This is a genomic window from Bradyrhizobium sp. SZCCHNR1043 (assembly GCF_032489675.1).
Lineage (GTDB): Bacteria > Pseudomonadota > Alphaproteobacteria > Rhizobiales > Xanthobacteraceae > Bradyrhizobium.
In genome coordinates this window covers 59,881-79,763 of sequence record NZ_JAUEYN010000008.1, presented here as the reverse complement: position 1 = coordinate 79,763, position 19,883 = coordinate 59,881, and the positions used below count along the sequence as shown (strand labels likewise).

Below are 19,883 nucleotides of genomic sequence, written 5' to 3'. Positions count from 1 at the left end.
GGGGAGGACACCAACAACATGCCGATCAACTACGATGAGCTGATGGCGATGAAGGCGATCGGGCAGCCCTATGCCTATAGCGATCGCGAGGTGATGCTGTACGCCTATGGCATCGGCATGGGCGCCGATCCGATGGACGAGAGGGAGCTCGCCTTCGTCAACGAGGCCACCGCCGAGCCGCGGCCGTTGAAGGTGGTGCCGACCTTTGCCTCCGTCGCCGCCTGGGGTTCGGGCCCTGGCGACATGAAGCTCAACCGGGTGCTGGTTGTGGACGGCGAGCGCGACATCACCTTTCACCAGCCGCTGGCGACGGCCGCGAAGATCACGGCGGACTCCTCCGTGCTCGCGGTGTCCGACAAGGGCAAGGACAAGGGCGCCGTCATTCGCCATCAGACGATCCTGCGCGACGAGAGCGGCGCGCCGTTGGCGACCCTGGTCGCCTCCCGTTTCGCCCGGGGCGACGGCGGCTTCGGCGGCCCGTCCGGCGGGATCCCCGAGCCGCATCCGGTGCCGTCGCGCGCGCCCGATCGCAGCGTCGACATTTCCACGCGGCCGGACCAGGCGCTGATCTACCGCCTGTGCGGCGACCGCAATCCGCTGCATTCGGACCCCGAATTCGCGCGTCGCGCCGGTTTCCCGCGCCCGATCCTGCACGGCATGTGCACCTACGGTCTCACCTGCCGCGCCGTACTGCAGACCTATGCCGACTACGACGCCTCGGCGTTCCAGCAGCACGCCGCGCGGTTCTCCTCGCCGGTGTTTCCCGGCGAGACCGTGACGGTCGATCTCTGGAAGGACGGCGACGTGATCTCGTTCGAGGCGCGGGTCACCGCGCGCAACGTCACCGTGATCAAGAACGGCAAGACGGTGCTGGGTTGATACTTGCCATGTGAGACACGTCTGTTCGTTGTCGTCATGCCCGGGCTTGACCCGGGCATCCATCCGCTTCCGAAGATGGATGGCCGGGTCAAGCCCGGCCATGACGAACAAGAGCAAAGAAGACAGCGGAGGAGGCACACATGGGACTGCTCGACGGCAAGGTGGCGCTGATCACCGGCGCAGGTGGCGGTCTCGGCGAGGCCTACGCAAGACTGTTCGCGCGCGAGGGCGCGGCGGTCGTCGTCAACGACCTTGGTGGGCCGCGCGACGGCTCCGGTTCGGACCTGTCGATGGCCGAGCAGGTGGTCGCGGCGATCGAGGCCGAGGGCGGGCGCGCGGTCGCCAACGGCGCCGACATCTCGACCATGGCCGGTGGGCAGTCGGTGTTCGACGACGCCATCCGCCATTTCGGCCGCGCCGACATCCTCATCAACAATGCCGGCATCCTGCGCGACCAGACCTTCGCCAAGTCGAGCGAGGCCGACTGGGACAAGGTGATCCAGGTGCACCTCAAGGGCACCTTCTGCTGCAGCTTGCCGGTGTTCCGCTGGATGCGCGACAACGGCGGCGGCGTCATCGTCAACACCTCCTCGACCTCGGGCCTGATCGGCAATTTCGGCCAGTCCAACTACGGCGCCGCCAAGGGCGGTATCTGGGGCCTGTCCAACGTGCTCGCGATCGAGGGCCGCAAGTACAACATCCGGGTGTGGACACTCGCGCCGGGCGCGCTGACCCGCATGACCGCGGACCTGCCGCGCTACAAGGAGAACCCGGACGCGGCGTTGACACCCGAGGGCATCGCGCCGGCGGTGCTCTACATGGTCAGCGGTCTGTCCGGCGACCAGACCGGCAAGGTGCTCGGCGTCTCCGCCGCGCGCGGCGTCCGTGAGATGCGGATGATGGAGATGGAGGGCTGGAAGCCACCGTCCTCGGCCTGGAACGCCCAGGACATCGCCGCGCACGCAGAGGAGATATTCTTTTCGGAGGCCGATATAGCCAAGTCCGCACGGCGGTTTTGATGTATTCAGGTCGTCATTTCGGACATGCCGCCTCGGCGCATCCCGAAATGACGCCAGAGAGATTGGAGACCAGACGATGAAGCTCACCGCCGCCGCCAAAGGCACCTTCGCGATTGCGCCGACGCCTTTCCATGATGACGGCCGCATCGACGAGGCCTCGATCGACCGTCTGGTCGATTTCTATGCCGCGGCCGGCTGTGACGGCATCACCGTGCTGGGCATCATGGGCGAGGCGCCGAAACTGGATGCGGCTGAATCCGCCGAGGTCGCGATCCGCTTCATCAAGCGCGCGAGAAACATGCAGATCATCGTCGGAGTCTCGTCGCCGGGCTTTGCCACCATGCGCGCGCTGGCCCGCGCCACCATGGATGCTGGCGCCGCTGGCGTGATGATCGCGCCGCCGCCGTCGCTCCGCACCGACGATCAGATCACGGGCTATTTCAAGCAGGCGCAGGAAGCCATCGGCGAGGACATTCCCTGGGTGCTGCAGGATTACCCGCTGACGCTGAGCGTCCAGTTCACGCCGGCTGTGATCCGCAAGATCGTCATGGACAGCCCCTCCTGCGTGATGCTCAAGCATGAGGACTGGCCGGGCCTGGAGAAGATCTCGACGCTGCGCGCGTTCCAGAAGGATGGCTCGCTGCGGCCGCTGTCGATCCTGTGCGGCAATGGCGGCCTGTTCCTCGACTTCGAGATGGAGCGCGGCGCCGACGGCGCCATGACCGGCTATGCCTTCCCGGAAATGCTGGTCGATGTCGTCAAGCTGTCGCAGGCCGGAAAACGCGATGCCGCGCATGACCTGTTCGACGCGCATCTGCCGCTCGTGCGCTACGAGCAGCAGCCGGGGGCGGGGCTTGCCGTGCGCAAATACGTGCTGCAGAAGCGCGGCGCGATCGCCTCCAGCGCGCAGCGCAAGCCGGCCTCCGGCATCACGGCCGCGGCCAAGGCCGAGGTCGACTATCTCTTGTCGCGCGTGGCGCGCTATGATGCCCGCGCCAACCTGCAACCTCGTGCCACCGCCGCGGAGTGACTATGGCTGACGCCGCCGCCGTCCGTCCCGCCTCGACCGTGCTGCTGCTGCGCGACAGCGCAGCCGCACGCGAGATCGAGGTGTTCATGATGGTGCGTCACCATCAGATTGAGTTCAACTCGGGCGCCCTGGTGTTTCCTGGCGGCAGCGTCGACAGAGGCGATCAGGAGATCGCCGGCAGGCCGGAGCTCTATGCCGGCGATGAGGGCCTGGAGGCCGAGGCGCTCGGCTTCCGCATCGCCGGGGTGCGCGAAACGTTCGAGGAGAGCGGCATCCTGCTGGCGCGGCCGGGCCGATCGGACGCGCTGATCGATGCCGCTGCCGCCCGCGAGATCGAGGCTGCGCATCGTCTGGCGCTGTGCGAGGGCAAGATCAGCTTTTTCCAGGTCCTCGAAGCTCACGGCCTCGTGCTCGCGCTCGATGCGCTCGTTCCCTACGCCCATTGGATCACGCCCGAAGGCATGCCCAAGCGCTTCGACACCTGGTTCTTTCTGGCGGCGGCGCCGCCGGACCAGCTCGGCGCCCATGACGGCCGGGAATCGACCGACTCCGTCTGGGTCTCGCCGCGCGAGGCGCTGGCCGGCGGCGAGGATGGCCGCTTCAAGCTGCCGTTCCCGACCACGCGCAACCTGATCCGGCTCGGCAAGCAGCCCGCGGTGGCCGACGCCCTGGCGGCGGCGCGGAACATGGACGTCGTCACCGTGATGCCGGTCATGACCAAGACCGCCGAGGGCGGTCGCCAGCTGCGCATTCCGCGCGAGGCGGGCTATGATGGCGAGGTGTTCGAGTTCGGTGCGGCCGGTTAACCGCACGGGCTATTTTTCGTCCGGCGGATGATGCGCGGACGAGAATTGTTCTCTATATGTTCATTTGGCCGCCCGGCGGCTCGTATATAGTGCGGTTCCGACCATCGGATCCCATGAGTAGATTACCGGACCTCGACACGGCCTGCAGCAGCCTCCGATCGATGACGATCGGGCGGATGATCTTTGGCAGCTTTTTGCTGCTGCTTGCCGTGATCACCGCGACCAGCATGGCGAGCGTGATCGCCATCCGCCACATCGATTCGACCTTTGCCGAGTTGCAGCGGCTGCAGGGCGTCGGCGATCTCGCCGAGGAGATCGACCAGCGCATGAACGAGCTGCGGCTCGCGGCGCGCGATTTCGTCACCGACCCCGGCTCCCGCTCCGACCGTGCCATGGAGGCGGCGACCGAGCTCAGCGCGCTCCTGAAGAAGACGCGCCTGCAGCTGGCACCGGAGCAGCAGGCGACCATCGATGGCGTTGCCCAGCGGCTCGCCAATTACCGCGAAGGCATCGACCGCATCAGCGCGCTGATCGCCCGGCGTGCCGAGCTGCTGTCGGGTTTGCCGGCGGCGCGCGAGAGCTTCGAAGACGCCATCGCCGGCCTGACGGATCGCGCCACGGCGCGAGCCTTGTTCCAAGTGCAGAACCAGGTCGGCGCGGCGCTGCTGGCGCGGGACCCGGCTGGCGCCGAGCAGGCCGCCCGCAGCATGCGCGCAATGCCGATCGAGGACAGCGCCCTGCGCGCGGCAGCGGACCGCTACGCCGAGGCGATCATCGCCATTGCCGGCACCGAGGACGAGATCGCACGCCTCGACAAGGAGGTGCTGGGCATCGAGGGGCGGCTGATCGGCCGGGTCACGGAGCTGCTGCGCGCCTTGAGTGCCAGCCAGGGCAAGGTGCTGTCGCGCGACTTCGCCCGCACGCTGGCGGAGACGAAATGGCAGAGCATCATCTTCGGCACGGCGGGCGTTCTGATCGGCATCTTTGCTGCCTCGTTCGTGGTGCGCCGCACGGTGAAGCCGCTGGCCTCGATCGCACGCTCGATCCGGGCGCTGGCGGCGGGCGAAAAAGCGGCGTCGATCCCGCAGACCGACGTTCAGAACGAGATCGGCGACATCGCGCGGGCGGCAGAAGTCTTTCGGCAGACTTTGCAGGATGCCGACGCGGCGCGCGAGGCGGCCGTCCGCGCGCTGGCCGAGCAGCGGCTGGCCGAGGAGAGCTATCGCAAGCTGTTCGAAGCTTCGATCGACGGCATCTATGTCACCACACCGAGTGGTCTCGTGCTCAATGCCAATCCGGCGCTCGCGCGCATCATGGGCTACGAATCCGCGAGCGAGCTGATCCAGAGCGTCAACGACATCGCGGATACGATCTATGTCCATCCCCTGGCGCGCGAACGCTATCAGCGGCTGATGCGGCGCGACGGCATGGTGCGCGAGTTCGAATACCAGGTGCGCCGGCGCACCGGTGAGATCCGCTGGCTTTCGGACAGCGCCACGGTGGTGCGGGATGAGAACGGCGAGGTAATTCGCTACGAAGGCGTGGTTCGCGATATCACGGATCAGAAGCGTGCCGAGGACGCGATCGCGGAAGGCCGGCGATTGCTGCAGCAGGTCATCGACACCGTGCCGGCGGTGATCAACGTCAAGGATAGCGAGCTACGCTATGTCCTGATGAACCGCTACATGGCCGGCATCTTCAACGTCGAGCCCGAGGATGCGCTCGGCCGCACCACCGGCGAGCTGATGTCGCGCTACGGTGCGAACAAGACCGACTCGAACGACAAGCGCGTGCTGGCGACGAAGGCCGGCCTCGGGTTCTACGAGGAGGAATACCTCGATTCTTGCAACGTCATGCGGCAATGGCTGGTCAACAAGCTGCCGCTTCTCGACGCCGACGGCGAGGTCGACAAGATCGTCACGGTGGCGCTCGACATTGGAGAGCGCAAGAAGAGCGAATTGGAGATGCGCAAGGCCAAGGAGGCCGCCGAGACGGCGCTCCGGAACCTGCGCGAGACCCAGGCCTCGCTGATCGAAGCCGAGAAGCTCGCGGCGCTCGGGCGCATGGTCGCCGGCGTTGCCCATGAGGTCAACAACCCCGTCGGCATCAGCCTCACGGTCGCCTCCGCGCTCGAGCGCAAGACCGAGCGCTTCAGCGAGGCGGTCACGCGGGGCGAACTGCGGCGGTCGAGCCTCAACGAGTTCATCGAGATGAGCCGCAGTGCGGCTGGGCAGCTCGTCGCAAATCTCAATCGCGCGGCCGAGCTGATCCAGTCGTTCAAGCAGGTCGCAGCGGACCGCAACTACTCCGACAAGCGCACCTTCGATCTCGCCGACCTCACCGAGCAGGTGGTGATGAGTCTGCGCCCGGGCGTGCGCAGACAGAACCTGACGGTGAATGTGGATTGCCAGCCCGATCTGGTGATGAACAGCTACCCCGGGCCTTATGGGCAGGTTCTGACCAATCTCTTCCTCAATGCGGTCGCGCACGCGTTTCCGGATGGCAGGAGCGGTGTGATCGAAATCAGGGCGCGGGAGTCCGGGCGCGACAATGTCGAGATCATCTTTTCCGACAATGGCTGCGGCATGTCGCTCGACGTCCGCCGCCGCGCCTTCGATCCTTTTTTCACGACGCGCCGCGACCAGGGCGGCACCGGCCTCGGCCTGCACATCGTCTACAGCATCGTGACCAACCGGCTCGGCGGCCGGCTTGATCTCGACTCCGAGCCGGGCGCCGGCACGCGCGTCCAGATCATTCTGCCGCGGGTCGCGCCTCTCGAGCAGGCGGCGGAGTAGGGAGATCCGCAATGCGCGGGGATGCCGCGCCGCTGCGTAAAACTCCGGATTGACTCTCACGAAGCCGAGATCGAATCGAAATCTGGCCCAGTTGATGCATCATTATCCGTGCACCCTGGGGTGGTGCAGGAGCCAGATGGACCAGATGGAAATGAGCAAATGGATCGTGTCCCGCGGCCATGAGCCGCATCGAGCTGATCGTGCCGACATCAGCAACACGGGTTCGAGGCGACCGGCGGTCGCTCCATGGAAGCCGCCTATCCAGGTCGGCGGTGCGGCGCTGCTGATCGCACTCGCCGCGCCACCGTCACTGGCGCGCGATCGCGGCCAGTATGCGAACTCGTCGCCGGAGATCAAGGCATGGTTCGACGGCCTGCGCAGCGGCAAGGGCCCGTGCTGCTCGGATGCCGACGGCAGCGCCGTCAGCGATGTCGACTGGGAGAGCAGGGGCGGTCACTACCGCGTCCGCATCGAGGGGGAATGGCTCGACGTTCCCGACGAGGCGGTCATCACCGAGCCCAACCGCGTCGGGCGCACCATGGTGTGGCCGATGCGCGGCTATCAGGGCCTCTCGATCCGCTGCTTCATGCCGGGCAGCATGACGTAGCCGAGCGGGGCGGCGCTCAGACGTATTTCTTGTCGCGCTCCAGGAGCTCGATGGAAATGCCCTGGGGCCCGCGGATGAAGCAGATGCGAACACCGGGGCGGATCGTGGTCGGCTCGGTCGTGAAGGTGACGCCCTTGGCCTTGAGCTCGGCGGCCGCGGCGTCAATGTCCTTCACGGTGAGGCCGAAATGATCGAGGCCCTGGTGCGGGGGCACCGGCGGCTCGTTCACTCCGTCGCCCGGCTCGACCTTGGCGATGAACACGCTGGCGCCGCCGAGCTTGACGTCGATGCGGCCGGGATTGCGGACGATCTCGCCGCCGAGAATGTCGTGAAGCCAGTTGGCGGTGGCTTCCGGGTCAGGGCTGCGCAGATGGATATGGTCCCACGTGACATTCAACATCGTCGAGATCTTTCGAAAGAGTGAACCGCTTGCGGCGCGGCGGCGTTCCTTGAGGCGTCGGCAGCGGAGCGGATGTTTACCGGCCCGTCGCCGGCCGCGCCAGCCCGGCTGCCCGACCGGTATCCGGGCCTGCCCTCCAATTGTCGGCTTTGCATGCAACCCTATCGATGTTTGCCGATTGAAGCTTCCAGATGCCCCCGCCGGGCAGCCGATGGTGCAGACATGAGCGCGGGTCTCTCTCGTTTGCTGGGACGCAAGCCCGATGCCGCGGCGTCGCTGGCCATGCGCCGAAGCGGCGGAGCGTCCATCCCTTTGGGAGCCGCCGTGTCGGGGTTGGCGATCCTCGCGCTGATCATGTTCGGCGCAGTCGGGTGGCTGATCATGTCGGTCGAAGAGGAGGAGATGGCCGACCTCCGCCTTGCGCAAGTCACATCGGCCTCCCCGAGCGGCCGGTATGAAGGAGATGAAGACGGGACGGAGCCATCGCATGGGCTCTCGTCCGTGGCGCCCAGTCTGGGGTCCAATGCGCACCCCGATTCGTCCCCGGTGGTCGGCTCCGGCCGGAACGTCATGGACGCGCATGCCAGTCTGTCGCCGACGATGCTGCCTGTGTCATCCGCTGCGCTCGACCCGGCCGCTCTGTCCGGCCTGCGGATCAGTTCCCAGTCCTGGCGGCGCGGCGGGCTTGGATCGAAGGCGCTGGTGACCTTCACGCTACGGAATGCCAACAGTTTCGCAGTCAAGGACGTCGAAATCAGCTGCGCCTTCAGCCGGCGCGACGGCAGTCACGTCACCGACCGCCGACGGATCGTGCCCGGCCAAGTCGGGTCGCGCAGCCGCAAGACCTTCGCGGCGGTCCACGTCGGATTCGTCAACGTTAACGTCAGCGCGGCCAAATGCGCGCTGGTTGCAGCGACCAAAATCTAATTATGTCGCGCTAGTCTCCCACGGTCTTTGAACCCGAGCGTTCGACGCGGGAACATACTGTCATGATCCTCCGTTAGGTGGATGTCGGCGCAGGTGCCGACGGAGCGGTAAATTATGCCCATTCTCCGTTACTTTCTTTTCGTCGGTGGAACTCTGCTGGCGCTGCTCGTCCTGGCGGATGCCGTGCTTCCCAGCGTGCCATTGCCTGCAAGCCTGTCGTCTGCGTCGGATCTTCCCCCGGTGCGCATTCAGTCGACGCGAAAGTGGCCGGAGCGGATCGTGATGGACACCTCGATCGCCACGCCAGCTCCGGTGAAGCTCGCGAAGGCAGAGCAGCCTCCGGCAGAACCTCCGGCAGAAGTGGCCAAGAACGGTCTCCGCGACGCCTTCGCGCAGATGAGCGCCGTCGAAGCCAACCCGCAGGTTGCGGCCGTGAAGGCCGCCGAGAAGCCTCGCGCGACGCGGATTGCCGACACGAGCAAGGCGAAGAAGCGAAAGGTCGCAAGAGCTCATCTGGGCAGACCGATGATCCTGGTCGCGCAGCAGCCGCATGTCGGCCCTTTCGCTTGGACCTGGTAGTATCGATTGCCCGCAGTCCCTGGTCGATCCAAGCAGTCCCGGTGCAATCGCGCGCCGGGGGCGGTCGAACTGACGTGGGCTGCTGCGCCGTTTTTCACGCCGCCGCGCTGCCTTGATCTTGCGCAAAGTGCGCTCCTTCCGGAACGCCTAGCGTCCCTTGCATGGGACCTGGGAGCGTTTGCCCGGGGACCCAGGAGACGCTGAATGACGACTACCACGCCCACCCTCTCGATCTCGCCGGAGAAGGTCGCCTTCGTCGTGACCAAGATCCACAAGCATGAAATGGAAGCGGCCGAACCCGAATTGCTGGCAGATTTGGCGGATGACGACGCGGCGCCCGGTACCGGTGGGCGAGGTTTGAACACGGACAGGTCGGAGCTCGTCAGCTTCATCAGGGGCCTCAATGTCGACGAACAGATCGATCTGGTCGCGCTGATGTGGTTGGGCCGGGGTGACGGCTCGCTGGACAATTGGGATGAGCTTCGTGCGCAGGCCGCTCAGGCGCACAACAATCGCACCGCGACGTACCTGATCGAAACTCCGATGCTTGGCGACTATCTGGAGGAGGCTCTCTCGGAGTTCGGCCTTTCCTTGGAAGACTTCGAAGAAGGCATATAGCTGGGCGGCGTCTCCCGATGGATTCCCAGCACGTTCTTCGTTGCAATTCGGATGATGGAGTAATCTCATGGACAAGCTGAAGGTCGGAACCGGTGATTGGATCGTCGTGTGCGACGGCCGCAAGGCACTGATCCTCGAGAACGTCGGTGACAGCATGTTTCCGAACCTGCACACCAAAGAGGTCCGTGAGCAGGAGAACGACCGCACGAGCGCTCAGGGCACTGATGCGCCCGGCTCGGTGCAGCAGTCATTTGGCAATGCTCGGAGTTCGGTGGATCAGACGGATTGGCATGATCAGGCTGAGCGCGCCTTTCTCAAGCAGCTTGCTGATCGCCTGCATCAGGCTGTCCTGTCGGGCGAAACCAAAGCCGTCACGATGGTGGCGTCGCCGCGCGCGCTCGGGATCATCCGCGCCGACTATTCCGACGCGGTACGAAAGGTGCTGCATGGCGAGGTCCACAAGGATCTGGTCAAGCTTCCGGTCTACGAAATCGAGAAGCAGCTGCTCGCCTGAGGCCGGCTTTCTCATACCAATGAGCGCCCGGAGGCCCCGTTCGCGGTTTCGACCGCGACGGGATCAATGTGTGCTTTCATGCGACGGTGTCGATTCCGGCGCAGCAGGCACCAGACTTGTGTCCAGGTGCGCGGCTCCTTTTTCGACGATCTCGTAGCCGCAATCATCCAGCCAGGCGATCAGGCGATCGGCCATGGCGTAATCCCAGGTCGGGTAGGAGCGTGCGATCACCTGGCGTGGCGTGAGCTTGCGAGACATTGGTGATCCTTCCCTGATCTCATGGTGCTCGATGAGACGTCGAGCGTCTGGTCTTGTCATCTTGAACCCCAGAACGCGATGCGCGGTTCCTGCGGCGCCCGAGCGCTGCCGCTTGAGGAGCGCTGATCATTCACAGCGCCTCGGCGAAACGGGGCAGAATTCATCAAACGCTGATCACGTGTGGCTGCGCGTCGTCGGTCACGGGAGCCGCGGTGCGCTCCGGCTTCTTCTCCACGATCTCGTACCCACAATGATCGAGCCATGCGATCAACCGGTCGGCCATGGCATAGTCCCAGCTGGGATAGGATCTGGCAATGACTTCGCGGACTGAAAGCTTTCGTGCCATCATGTCGATCTATCGCTCCCTGCATTCGCCACGGGCTCGTCCGGCGCGCATCCGGACGATCCAAGGCTGACCGGCAGTTCGTGCCGCCGGCTCCTGATGTTGTTCGGCTCGTCACGTTTCTGAGCGCGCGCGCCCCAACGCCTTGCTGGCTCACCACGATCAAATTGGCGTGGAGAGGTGATTTTTCCGCTTACCGCTCGCCCAGGCTGCGCAATCATCGCCCAACATGGTGAAAACCTTCTCGCTACGATGGTTTCCCATTTCCGTGCACGGATATGGCGCGGTCGTGCGCGTAGTAGGGCTAGAGTGTGGTGGCGGCGCGATGTTTCGTCACAGGCTGGCGGCGACCATCTCCGACGAGATCTCAGCGCGAGCAGGCTGCGATCAACGGGGGAACGGTTTGATACGTTCATGGTTTCCGCTGGGGCGCGGTCGCAGGGGCTCGTCGCCTCGGAGTCAATGGAGCAAAGCGATGAGGCTGATGTTTTGGGTTGTGCTGCTGACTGGCCTTGCGGCAGGAGGCGGCCGGTCGGTCGCCAATGAGTCCTGCGGCCCAGGGTGCCACGTCGCGCCCAATGGCGGCTGCGTCGTGAATGGCTGGGAGGTGGGAGCGCCGGTGTGGAACGAATGCCCTGCGGGCGCTCGGCCAAGGCCGCCATGCGGAACCGCGTTCAAATGGAGCAGACAGGCGAGGGCCTGTGTCAGCAGGTGAACATGCGATGGCTGATCATCGCCGCGGGAGCGTGTACCGGGCTGCCGGCTGCCGCGGGGGATCAGCGATTGTTCACGTTGGACGTCGCGCCCTGTCGTTAGCGGCGGCAGCTTCGTCTGGCTCCTGATTCAAGGCACGGCAAGGCTCCGGATAAGCCGCTGGTAGAGGCGCACCGCGAAGCACGGACGGGCCGGTGACACGGCGCTCAGACCGGCGTCGCATGGATCACGTCGCGCGGTGCGCTGGTGCGGAAGGCTCTCCGTAACCATGTTCGCGAGGGCGCCTCGATGAGCATGTAGGTGACCCAGGCCACCGCCGCCGCAATCGCAACGAACAGACCGAGCCGCAGTGCGAGCTCGAGAGCGCCGGGAGCATCTGACTTTCCGATCATCGCAAGCCGAATGAGAAAGGGATGCAGCAGATAGATCGAATAGCTGCATTCGCCACCAATGATCAGGGCTCTGGACGACAGCCAAGCGGCATGGCCGTACCGACTGGCGGCGACGAAGACGATCGAAAATCCCGAGATCTCGATGAGACGTACGGCAAGTTCGATCACGAACGACCAGCCGGGCAGACGAGGCTGCAGAAACAGCAGGACAGGCGCACAGATGAGGCTCACCAGCGCAAGCCAGAACAGGAGCCTCACGCAGCGTCGCTCCCCGTCACCGATGCTGGCATCGGCGCGGTTCTTGTAGATCATGGCGGCAAGGCAGCCGGCCAGGAACTGAGCGATGTGAAGATAGGGAGAGTAGTAGGTGAGCCACTGCATCCCGTTTTGCGTGAGGCTTGGCGCGGCGGCCCGCAACAACGCATCGCCAAAGGTGAAAGCGGCGGCGATCGTCAGCGCGAAAGTCACGATGTTCGCAAGCGCGATCCAGATGATCGTGGGCAGCCTGGCGACGCCTGCAAACAGCAGGCAGACGAACGGAAACAGCAGGTAGAAGAACAGCTCGACGCTGATGGACCAGAGGTGCTGCAGCGACGGCACGACCGCGACCAGCATGGTGCCGTTCTGCACGGGAAACCAGGCTTGCGTCATCGTGAGGATGAAGCCGAGCGAGGGCGCGGAGAGGTCTCGCGCGATCACGACGTATGCGACGACCGCGAGCACAATCACGGCGTACATCGGGTAGAGCCGGGCGAATCGCGCGATGGCAAATTCACGAAGAGCGTTTCCGAACGGTTGCGACTGGAAGCGCGCGGCATAGTTGAGCCACAGGACGAATCCGCTCAGCACGAAGAACATCGTCATTCCGATGCTGCTGACCTGAGCGATGAGCTCCGGCAGCAGGCCTTGCGCCAACGACGGGGCGCCGTGGCCGATGGCGACCGTTGCGGCCGCGACGAAGCGTAAGCCGGTCAGCGAGCCGATGAAGCGTTGCTCGTTCACTTTGAGGGATGGTCCTGATACTTGGGAGGCGCTCCGGCTGTTGTAGAAACAGCAGGGTCCGGAGGCAACCCGACGCAGGCCGCCGGAGACGGGATTGCCGCCCGCTCGAGCGACGCTCTGGCGTTCAGGCCGGAGATGACTCTGCGCCCGATCGGTCCGGCGTCTGCCGTTTGCGGCGTCCGATGCGGCGGCGTCCCACGTTGCTGTCAACACCAACGAGCTGAAAAATAAAGAGAAATCAGCCTTGGCATCGGCGGCGTCCCATCCAAGGGGCGAGGCGTTTCCCGGTGCGGCATGCGATCGGCGGGAGGGGCGGGCAACAGGCTGGTAGGTTTGAAGAAAACCGGGAAGAGCAGCTTTTGCAGCGGATCGTGCCTGTTGCGAAACCCCGCCGGGAATCTTGGCCAGGGGAGGTTACGGCCGGGGCCTTGGTCGCACCTGCGTGGGATGCGGAGCCTCGGCCGGATTGCTGCAGGGGCCGGATTGCAAATGGACTCGCAAACCGACGGCGGCTAGTTATTTGTCACCTCCGGCTGGTCATCTTGCATGACGCTGAGCGTTTGAACGAGGACGGAAGCCGCCTTGCCCGCTGCGCCATCTCAGCTCACCGATCAAACCGTCGACACCCAGCTGACGACGAATTGCAATGCGCAGGTGGCCGCAACGTTCGACACCAACGACAGCACCTGGGTGACCTTCTTCGTCAACGGTACGATCCCGTGCTGGAGGACGCTCGTGTCGATTGGCGAGGTGAAGGTCACGCTGGCCGAGGATGTCGCTGTTGCCGGCATTGTCCTGTGCAAGGGGCTGACCGTGACCATGAACCCCATGGGTCCCTACTACACGGTCACGATGACAGGAGCGATCGTCGATTCCGGAAAGGAGAGCAGCTTTACCGGAATCGTGCTCGGCTCGTTCACCCGGTCCGCAGCGATGAAGCGTGCGATGCAAATGCTTCGGAGACAAGGCAGCCGCTGAGGGCCGGCCCGGCTTCGCGTGAGATGTAAACACCAGAATGTTATCGGGCGTGGGGGGCAGGACTGTGATCTGGCCCGATTGACCGCCCCTGCGAACTCTGTTACACGATGCAACCTCTGATAGATTTCGATCATTGGTAGTTTATTGATTTTCGACTCGCCTCAGCTGCGCTCAGCAGCTGCGCGCTGCAGGTTTCGACCTGTGTTTTACAAAAGGAGATAGTCATGTCTGATCGTGAAGGTATTCGTTTCACCGCTCCCGCCGTAGTAAAAACCCCCACGAGTCCCAACACCGATGTCGTCGCGACGCCGACGGGCGATCCCAACAACACGACGCAGCTCGTCTTCGAGTATCAGGGCCGCATTCCGGTCTGGACGCCGGTGGTTTCGCAGGCTCAACCTCAAGTCGTCTTGGGGGCCGACATCACGATCGGCGCAACGACTTGGCGCAAGGGCATCACGGTCCAGTATGCGGCGCTGGGATCGACCCAGTACACCGTGACCATCATCTCGGGCGAGATCGTGGACGATCGTGGGCTCTACTCGCTCCAGGGCGTGACGCTCGGCATCTTCCCGATCAGTTCGTCCGTCAAGTCAGCGGCGCCCGCGGCGACGCGGACCGAAGAGTATCCGCGCGCGGCCTTCACGGCGCTGCCGACGGTGAACACCCCGACCAGTCCGAACAGCAACGTGGTGACGACGCCGAGCGGCGACACCAACAACACGACCTACGTCTCGTTCCAGTATCAGGGCCGAATCCCGGTCTGGACGCCGATCGTCTCGCAGTCGCAGATCACTGCGGTCCTCGGTGCTGATATCACGATCGGGGCGACGACGTGGAAGGCGGGCATCACGGTGCAATATGCGGCGCTGGGCTCGACGCAATATACGGTGACCATCATCAAGGGCGACATCATCGACGATCGCGCCCTCTATTCACTGGCGGGCACCTTGCTCGGCATCTTCCCGATCGGGTGATACGAGCATGGACGCGTCCGCGTCAGCGCAGTTCGAGCAGGTCGACTCCTCCGCGATCTACGAGACCAGGGTTGCCGGCTCGGTTGGCTGGGCCGGCTACCTTCTCGGCGCGGGCTCGTCGCTGCCACCGTTCATCAACTACGATGACTCGCTGAAGAAGTACGGTGGCAGTTATCTGTTCGCGACACAGCGGCCCGCCGATCTCGATCGGGATCCCGGCGGGTTCGCCGAGCGTGCACGGACCTATATCAGCAAGGCGACGCGCAATCGCGCCGTCGTCTGGCTTGCCTCGGCCAATCCGGTCGTGTTTGGCGACTTCGAGCGCTATGGCGTCTCCTTCATCAATCTGCCGCCGGTCTACCAGGTCTCGGGCAACATGAACCTCTGGTTCGCCAGCAACGCCAAATTCTACATCCTCGATCAGAGCCGGATCGATATTGACGGTGGGGCGCTGCGCCTGTCGGGCTCGGCGCTGAGTTCACCTCCGTTCATCGGCTTCGCGGGCAAGGGCGACAACCCGCTCGGCATTCGGCTTGCGCCGGCCTCCAATAATCGCATCTACGCCTACGTGCCCTTCGGCGGCGCCAACACCGGCTGCGTGACCTTTGATGGGCTGCTCGATTCGAAACAGGCGTTCGTCAGCCAGGGCTTGGGGCAGGGCGTCCGCTACGTCATCAACAACAATGCGACGGCGTCGCTGCAAGCTGCGCAGTATGCAGCCATGACGGTGGCGGCGTTGCCATCGCAGCTTTCGATCGCGGGCGCTTTCGACCTCGGCGATCCGGCCAACCGCGTGATCAGCCGAGAGCAGCTCGAACAGGGCTATCTGCGTTCCGGTTTTGCCATAAAGGGGGCGCCTGCGCTGACCAGCGAATTCCGCACGACCGGCGGGCGTGTCGTGCAACTGACACCGCTCGGGGCTGGCAGCGGAGATACGGCGCCGGCGCTCGGCGCCGGGGGCTTCGCCTTTGCCACCAGTGTCGCGAGATCGGCCAAGACCGACACCGGCACCGCCTATCTGAGCCTGGCCGGCCACTATGCGCTCAGTGCCGACGGCAGCGCGGCCGGCCAGGTCGCGAAGCTGATGGGCGGACTGTTCGGATCGGAAGCGCTCAGCTTCAAGGCGTACGACGTCAGCCTGCCTGCAACACAAAACGATCGCCTCAACGCGATCCCCTCGAAACCAGGCTACGCGCCGGTGTTCCCGTTCGAGACGGCGGATCTCAACCGTCCCGCGAGCGGCGCCGTTGCGCCGCGCCTGACCGACGACCACCAGACCTCCTGGGTGACCATCGTCGCCGGGGGCGGGGCCGTCGACTATCTGGCCGAGCCCGAAGGCAGCGCGATCTACGGTGCGGCCGCGGCCGGCGCCGCGAATGCGGAGATACTCCAATCCGCGCCGCCGTTCATGCCGCTCGCCCAGGGCAGCGACAAGACGTTCCCGCTGGCGCCTTATGGAGCTGCTGCGAGCAGCGGCCTCGATGGCGCGACGCTCGTCCAGTTCGAGAGCCAGATCGTGGCCGCAACCCGCAAGTCGCTGATCTCGGGCTATGGCAGCAAGACGTGGTCGGCGCGGGTGCAGGCGGCGCGGGCTCACGCGTTGCACGGCACGCTGGCGGACGGCCCCAGCACCGATGGGACGACGCCTCAGGGCTTCATCATCGAGCGCGATCCGGCGACGGGGGCCTATCTGAAGGTCAGCATGGCGCAATCGCTCGACCGCGACGGCAATACCCTGCCATTCGCGCTATCTGCTCCAACCCAGGCGATGCAGGACGCCTTGCAGACCAACCAGCTCTTTCTGGTCGCTGTCAATCCGGAGCCGTTCGGCACCGGCGCCCAGTTCGCCAATACCGTCAACATTGCGGGCTGGACCATGACCGCGGCGGTCGGCGCCGGCGCGTCGGCCACCGCCTACCGCAACGTGATGATCATGAAGTTCTGCTCCGGCTCGTTGCTGGAGCGGGTCACGAATGCCAATCGTTGGACGTCCGCGGAGCAGTTCTCGCTGTTGCCCGGCACACCGACGGTCACCGCCGCGCTGTCCTACACCGGCCTCTCGCAATGGCTGCAGGACTACATTGCGGACGCCATCGCACGCTCGAAGGGAGCGTCCGGCCCATTCTATGAGAATTTCGCGCGCATTGCCCAGGATCCGAACTGGACCGGCGTCATCGTGCTCGCGGCCGATCTCGGCCAGCGCGACATGCCGCCGGAGATTGCGGGTCTTGCCGCCGGCATCGACTTCACGCGCTTTAATGCCCATCATTTCGGCTTCACTGTCAGTCGCGTCACGGTCGACGGCCGGAGCGGCCGGATCACGATGCCCTCGGGCAGCTCGAGCCTGTTCGGCCTGATCGACTACGAAGATCCGCGCTATGCGGCGAACGTCTCGAGCGGCGTTGCGCCCGACGTGCCCGTGGCGGTGCAGATGAGCGGCGAGTTCGACTTCACCGTGCTGCAGCTGCAGTCGCTGTTCGAGAACGCCAGGCTGACGCGGTTCGACAGCCACGTCCAGCTCTCGGTCGCCGCGCTGTTCGGCGCGCCGGTGTCGCGGCTGTACTCGCGCGGCAAGCCACAGCCCTTCACGGGAATCGTGCTCAAGGGCAGCTATGTCGATCAGGGCGGCCGCGGCGCCTATGTCTTCGAGCAGAACACGACCAACGTGCTGACCAGCCCGTCGAACGTGCTGCCTGCCGTCGCCTTCGACCGCGTGCAGTTCAACACGATCGGCACCCAGGACCAGGGCGCCACGGTGGCGAGCAACTTCCTCGTCTGGGGGCGGCTCGATTTCACGGCGCTTCAGAGCACCGCCGAAGAGACGCTCGACCTGTTGTCGTTCGGCAGTCCGCCGGACACGCCAGAGGCGGCGCTCGGCGTCGGCCTCGCCTTCTCCGGTCTCGCCGTCGGAATGACCTATCCGCAGGCGACGCCTGGCGCCAAGCGGTTCGAGGTCGCGACCGGCAACCTGGCCTGGAATCTCAACGGCTCGACGATGCGCGACACCAGCCTGTTCCGCGGCTTCGCGCTGCAGCTGAAGAGCTTCGTCAACGCGACCGGCGATCAGAAGCCGTCCGATCTCGGCTTCCTGCCGGTGACGTCGCAGCTCAACCTGACCGAACTCGAGGGGCCCTGGTTCGGCGTCGTCTATGACATCACGCTGGGCGGTCCGGGGGCGCTCGCCTCGGGCGTCGGCTTCCAGTCGCAGCTGCTCGCGGCATGGTCACCGATCACCACCGGCTCGGATGCGCAGCATGCGGTCTTCATCGGCATGAGCCTGCCGGGCGCGGCGCCCGGCGCCAGCCTGTTCAGCATCCAGGGCGTCATCAAGGTTGCGGTCGGTGCGATCTCGATCCTGCGCCAGCCGGTCCCGACCGCATCGGGACGCAAGCTGTCTGATGACGGTCCGAAGTGGTTCTACTGCCTGCGGATCGACGATATCGCCATCAAGATCTTCGGCATCGCCAAGCTGCCGCCGTCCGCCAACATCCAGTTCTTCCTGTTCGGCGATCCCGACAACACCGGCAGCCTCGGCTGGTACGCGGCCTATGTCGCCGACGACAATCCGGGCTGCGAGCAGTCGCTCGCATTCGCCACACGCAAGCCCGAGCTGGAGGAGCCGTCATCATGACGCGGATCCTGTTCTGGAATATCGAGAGCTTCTCGGTCAACAAGATCTTTTCCGCGTCGATCAAGCGGCAGCGCGGCCATGGCGGCCTCAACGACATGCAGAGCGCGATCCAGCGCCGCGCGGTGATCAATGCCGTGCTGACGGCCACGCAGCCGGACATCATCGTCATCATCGAGGTGAGCTCCGGCGACAATGCGCCCAACGCGCTGGCGAGCCAGACCGGCGGCATCAATGCACTCGCCATGGTGCAGTTCGGGCTCAACAACCCCGCCACGATGGTGGCAGGCGGCTGGAACGCCGTGCCGCCGCTCTACACCGGGACCGGCGGGCGCGCCGAAACGGTCGGCATTCTCTATCGCCGCACCGACACTGCAGGCAACCTCCGTCGCTATTTCACCGGGCCCAACATCTGGACCGGCGGTCATGGCGGCCTGTCGGTGCCGCCGGGCGGCGGCGCCGCCGCGCCGTACAATGGCATGGTGGTGCCTATCGGTGCCGTGAACGTCAACGGAATGCTGGTGCCGCCGGGGCTTGGCGGCGTGCGCCAGATTCCTGCGGGCGCCCAGCACAATGGCGGCCTCAATGAGGACGTCGTCGCCGCGCGCATCGCCTTCACGACCACGCTCGGTGCGCCCGTTGCCTTTGGCGGATTGCGCGAGCCGTTCATGGCAACGTTCACCGAGACCGATAATCTCGGCGTAGTGCAGCGAGACCTCACCATCTTCGGCATCCATTCCCCGCCGAACAATCCCGCGGCGGCGAACTACATCACCACGCTGTCGACGATCAACGATATCGTCGGCGCCCTGGGAGTGAATGAGACGCGGGTGATCGGCGGCGATTTCAACGTCAATCTGTTCGCCGTCAACGGCACGGCCTCGGGCCTCTATAATCCGCTCACCGGGGGGCCCGGTGCCTACACGCTGCTCGTCAGTCCGACGGCGGTGGGAGTTCCTGTCAATCTCGACCAGTATAAGGGCTATTTCTCCACCCATATCCGCGGCAAGGACAAGACGGCGGCCTCCAAATTCCTCTGGTCCAACGGCGGCGGCCCGGGGCAGAGCTTTTATCCCGGCTACGGCTATGTCGGCTCCAACTTCGTCGCTGCGCCGTTCTACTCGATCGACAACATCCTGGTCTGGCCGCACAACGGCATGCACAACTATCAGACCACGATCATGAACACGGTGACCGGCACGCCGATGAACGCGGTCATGGCGCCGCCGGACAATCCTCCCCCGGGCGCGGTTGCGCTGGCCCACCAGTTCACCGCGGCGCCGATGGGGTGGCCGGGCGCGCCGACGGCGGCGAACTATCCCGGGATCGGCGGCGCCGGAAATCTGACCGGCTGGAGCAATTACGGGCGCGTTCGCAACACCAGCGATCACTTCGGCATCTCTGCCGACATCTGAGG

General features: G+C 65.0%; 19 protein-coding genes. 15 read left to right on the top strand and 4 right to left on the bottom strand.

What is annotated here, in order from left to right:
* Window positions 1-18 precede the first annotated feature (18 nt).
* From QX039_RS15305 to QX039_RS15280, 6 genes are all read left to right on the top strand, one after another.
* Window positions 19-879 carry a MaoC family dehydratase gene (locus tag QX039_RS15305; RefSeq protein ID WP_315771176.1) on the top strand — a complete coding sequence of 287 codons (861 nt, stop codon included), beginning with the start codon at window positions 19-21 and terminating at the stop codon, window positions 877-879.
* A 140-nt stretch (window positions 880-1,019) separates the two neighbouring features.
* Window positions 1,020-1,898 (top strand): SDR family oxidoreductase, encoded by an 879-nt coding sequence (locus tag QX039_RS15300; RefSeq protein WP_315771178.1) that lies wholly within the window; start codon window positions 1,020-1,022, stop codon window positions 1,896-1,898.
* Window positions 1,899-1,974: 76 nt separating this feature from the next.
* Complete coding sequence (locus tag QX039_RS15295; RefSeq protein WP_315771179.1) at window positions 1,975-2,928, top strand: dihydrodipicolinate synthase family protein; 954 nt, start codon at window positions 1,975-1,977, stop codon at window positions 2,926-2,928.
* Window positions 2,929-2,930: 2 nt separating this feature from the next.
* Window positions 2,931-3,734 carry an NUDIX hydrolase gene (locus tag QX039_RS15290; protein WP_315737645.1) on the top strand — a complete coding sequence of 268 codons (804 nt, stop codon included), beginning with the start codon at window positions 2,931-2,933 and terminating at the stop codon, window positions 3,732-3,734.
* 113 nt (window positions 3,735-3,847) lie between these two features.
* Window positions 3,848-6,529 (top strand): PAS domain-containing protein, encoded by a 2,682-nt coding sequence (locus QX039_RS15285; RefSeq protein WP_315737646.1) that lies wholly within the window; start codon window positions 3,848-3,850, stop codon window positions 6,527-6,529.
* 145 nt (window positions 6,530-6,674) lie between these two features.
* Window positions 6,675-7,136, top strand: a complete 462-nt coding sequence (locus QX039_RS15280) for a hypothetical protein (RefSeq protein ID WP_409998103.1) — start codon at window positions 6,675-6,677, stop codon at window positions 7,134-7,136.
* A 16-nt stretch (window positions 7,137-7,152) separates the two neighbouring features.
* Here QX039_RS15280 and QX039_RS15275 read toward each other — a convergent pair whose 3' ends face one another.
* Entirely contained in the window at window positions 7,153-7,536 is a 384-nt protein-coding gene (locus QX039_RS15275; RefSeq protein WP_315737647.1) for a VOC family protein, read from the bottom strand.
* Between the two features lie 222 nt (window positions 7,537-7,758).
* On the opposite strand from QX039_RS15275, the gene QX039_RS15270 reads away from it, so the two are divergent.
* The 4 genes from QX039_RS15270 to QX039_RS15255 all read left to right on the top strand — a co-directional run bounded on the left by QX039_RS15270 (window position 7,759) and on the right by QX039_RS15255 (window position 10,174).
* Window positions 7,759-8,463, top strand: coding sequence for a hypothetical protein (locus QX039_RS15270; protein ID WP_315771181.1), 705 nt, complete (start codon window positions 7,759-7,761; stop codon window positions 8,461-8,463).
* A gap of 114 nt (window positions 8,464-8,577) precedes the next feature.
* On the top strand, window positions 8,578-9,042 hold the full coding sequence (locus tag QX039_RS15265) for a hypothetical protein (RefSeq protein ID WP_315771183.1): 465 nt from the start codon (window positions 8,578-8,580) through the stop codon (window positions 9,040-9,042).
* A gap of 204 nt (window positions 9,043-9,246) precedes the next feature.
* The gene (locus QX039_RS15260; RefSeq protein WP_315771185.1) at window positions 9,247-9,660 is read left to right on the top strand and encodes a DUF3775 domain-containing protein; all 414 of its coding nucleotides are present in this window, start codon (window positions 9,247-9,249) and stop codon (window positions 9,658-9,660) included.
* A gap of 67 nt (window positions 9,661-9,727) precedes the next feature.
* Window positions 9,728-10,174, top strand: coding sequence for a host attachment protein (locus QX039_RS15255; protein WP_315737651.1), 447 nt, complete (start codon window positions 9,728-9,730; stop codon window positions 10,172-10,174).
* Between the two features lie 63 nt (window positions 10,175-10,237).
* Here QX039_RS15255 and QX039_RS15250 read toward each other — a convergent pair whose 3' ends face one another.
* Window positions 10,238-10,432, bottom strand: coding sequence for a hypothetical protein (locus QX039_RS15250; RefSeq protein WP_315737652.1), 195 nt, complete (start codon window positions 10,430-10,432; stop codon window positions 10,238-10,240).
* 163 nt (window positions 10,433-10,595) lie between these two features.
* Window positions 10,596-10,778 carry a hypothetical protein gene (locus QX039_RS15245; RefSeq protein WP_315771202.1) on the bottom strand — a complete coding sequence of 61 codons (183 nt, stop codon included), beginning with the start codon at window positions 10,776-10,778 and terminating at the stop codon, window positions 10,596-10,598.
* Window positions 10,779-11,250: 472 nt separating this feature from the next.
* Between QX039_RS15245 and QX039_RS33070 the strand changes: the two genes are divergently transcribed.
* Entirely contained in the window at window positions 11,251-11,490 is a 240-nt protein-coding gene (locus tag QX039_RS33070) for a hypothetical protein (protein ID WP_409997750.1), read from the top strand.
* A 205-nt stretch (window positions 11,491-11,695) separates the two neighbouring features.
* Here the strand turns inward: QX039_RS33070 and QX039_RS15240 are convergent, their stop codons facing one another.
* Entirely contained in the window at window positions 11,696-12,883 is a 1,188-nt protein-coding gene (locus QX039_RS15240) for an acyltransferase (RefSeq protein ID WP_315771186.1), read from the bottom strand.
* Between the two features lie 582 nt (window positions 12,884-13,465).
* On the opposite strand from QX039_RS15240, the gene QX039_RS15235 reads away from it, so the two are divergent.
* The 4 genes from QX039_RS15235 to QX039_RS15220 all read left to right on the top strand — a co-directional run bounded on the left by QX039_RS15235 (window position 13,466) and on the right by QX039_RS15220 (window position 19,881).
* A complete protein-coding gene (locus QX039_RS15235) occupies window positions 13,466-13,861 on the top strand; it encodes a hypothetical protein (RefSeq protein ID WP_315737654.1) in 396 nt (131 codons plus the stop codon).
* Window positions 13,862-14,085: 224 nt separating this feature from the next.
* Window positions 14,086-14,838 (top strand): hypothetical protein, encoded by a 753-nt coding sequence (locus QX039_RS15230; protein ID WP_315737655.1) that lies wholly within the window; start codon window positions 14,086-14,088, stop codon window positions 14,836-14,838.
* A 7-nt stretch (window positions 14,839-14,845) separates the two neighbouring features.
* Complete coding sequence (locus QX039_RS15225) at window positions 14,846-18,469, top strand: hypothetical protein (protein ID WP_315771188.1); 3,624 nt, start codon at window positions 14,846-14,848, stop codon at window positions 18,467-18,469.
* Window positions 18,466-19,881, top strand: coding sequence for a hypothetical protein (locus QX039_RS15220; protein ID WP_315737657.1), 1,416 nt, complete (start codon window positions 18,466-18,468; stop codon window positions 19,879-19,881). Before QX039_RS15225 ends, QX039_RS15220 begins: the two co-directional genes overlap by 4 nt.
* Window positions 19,882-19,883: the final 2 nt, after the last annotated feature.

Coding starts and splice junctions, on each gene's coding strand:
- QX039_RS15295 (WP_315771179.1), top strand. CDS start 1,975: ATGAAGCTCACCGCCGCCGCCAAAGGCACCTTCGCGATTGCGCCGACG.
- QX039_RS15290 (WP_315737645.1), top strand. CDS start 2,931: ATGGCTGACGCCGCCGCCGTCCGTCCCGCCTCGACCGTGCTGCTGCTG.
- QX039_RS15250 (WP_315737652.1), bottom strand. CDS start 10,432: ATGTCTCGCAAGCTCACGCCACGCCAGGTGATCGCACGCTCCTACCCG.
- QX039_RS15300 (WP_315771178.1), top strand. CDS start 1,020: ATGGGACTGCTCGACGGCAAGGTGGCGCTGATCACCGGCGCAGGTGGC.
- QX039_RS15225 (WP_315771188.1), top strand. CDS start 14,846: ATGGACGCGTCCGCGTCAGCGCAGTTCGAGCAGGTCGACTCCTCCGCG.
- QX039_RS15255 (WP_315737651.1), top strand. CDS start 9,728: ATGGACAAGCTGAAGGTCGGAACCGGTGATTGGATCGTCGTGTGCGAC.
- QX039_RS15230 (WP_315737655.1), top strand. CDS start 14,086: ATGTCTGATCGTGAAGGTATTCGTTTCACCGCTCCCGCCGTAGTAAAA.
- QX039_RS15280 (WP_409998103.1), top strand. CDS start 6,675: ATGGAAATGAGCAAATGGATCGTGTCCCGCGGCCATGAGCCGCATCGA.
- QX039_RS15245 (WP_315771202.1), bottom strand. CDS start 10,778: ATGGCACGAAAGCTTTCAGTCCGCGAAGTCATTGCCAGATCCTATCCC.
- QX039_RS33070 (WP_409997750.1), top strand. CDS start 11,251: ATGAGGCTGATGTTTTGGGTTGTGCTGCTGACTGGCCTTGCGGCAGGA.
- QX039_RS15305 (WP_315771176.1), top strand. CDS start 19: ATGCCGATCAACTACGATGAGCTGATGGCGATGAAGGCGATCGGGCAG.
- QX039_RS15220 (WP_315737657.1), top strand. CDS start 18,466: ATGACGCGGATCCTGTTCTGGAATATCGAGAGCTTCTCGGTCAACAAG.
- QX039_RS15270 (WP_315771181.1), top strand. CDS start 7,759: ATGAGCGCGGGTCTCTCTCGTTTGCTGGGACGCAAGCCCGATGCCGCG.
- QX039_RS15265 (WP_315771183.1), top strand. CDS start 8,578: ATGCCCATTCTCCGTTACTTTCTTTTCGTCGGTGGAACTCTGCTGGCG.
- QX039_RS15285 (WP_315737646.1), top strand. CDS start 3,848: ATGAGTAGATTACCGGACCTCGACACGGCCTGCAGCAGCCTCCGATCG.
- QX039_RS15275 (WP_315737647.1), bottom strand. CDS start 7,536: ATGTTGAATGTCACGTGGGACCATATCCATCTGCGCAGCCCTGACCCG.
- QX039_RS15260 (WP_315771185.1), top strand. CDS start 9,247: ATGACGACTACCACGCCCACCCTCTCGATCTCGCCGGAGAAGGTCGCC.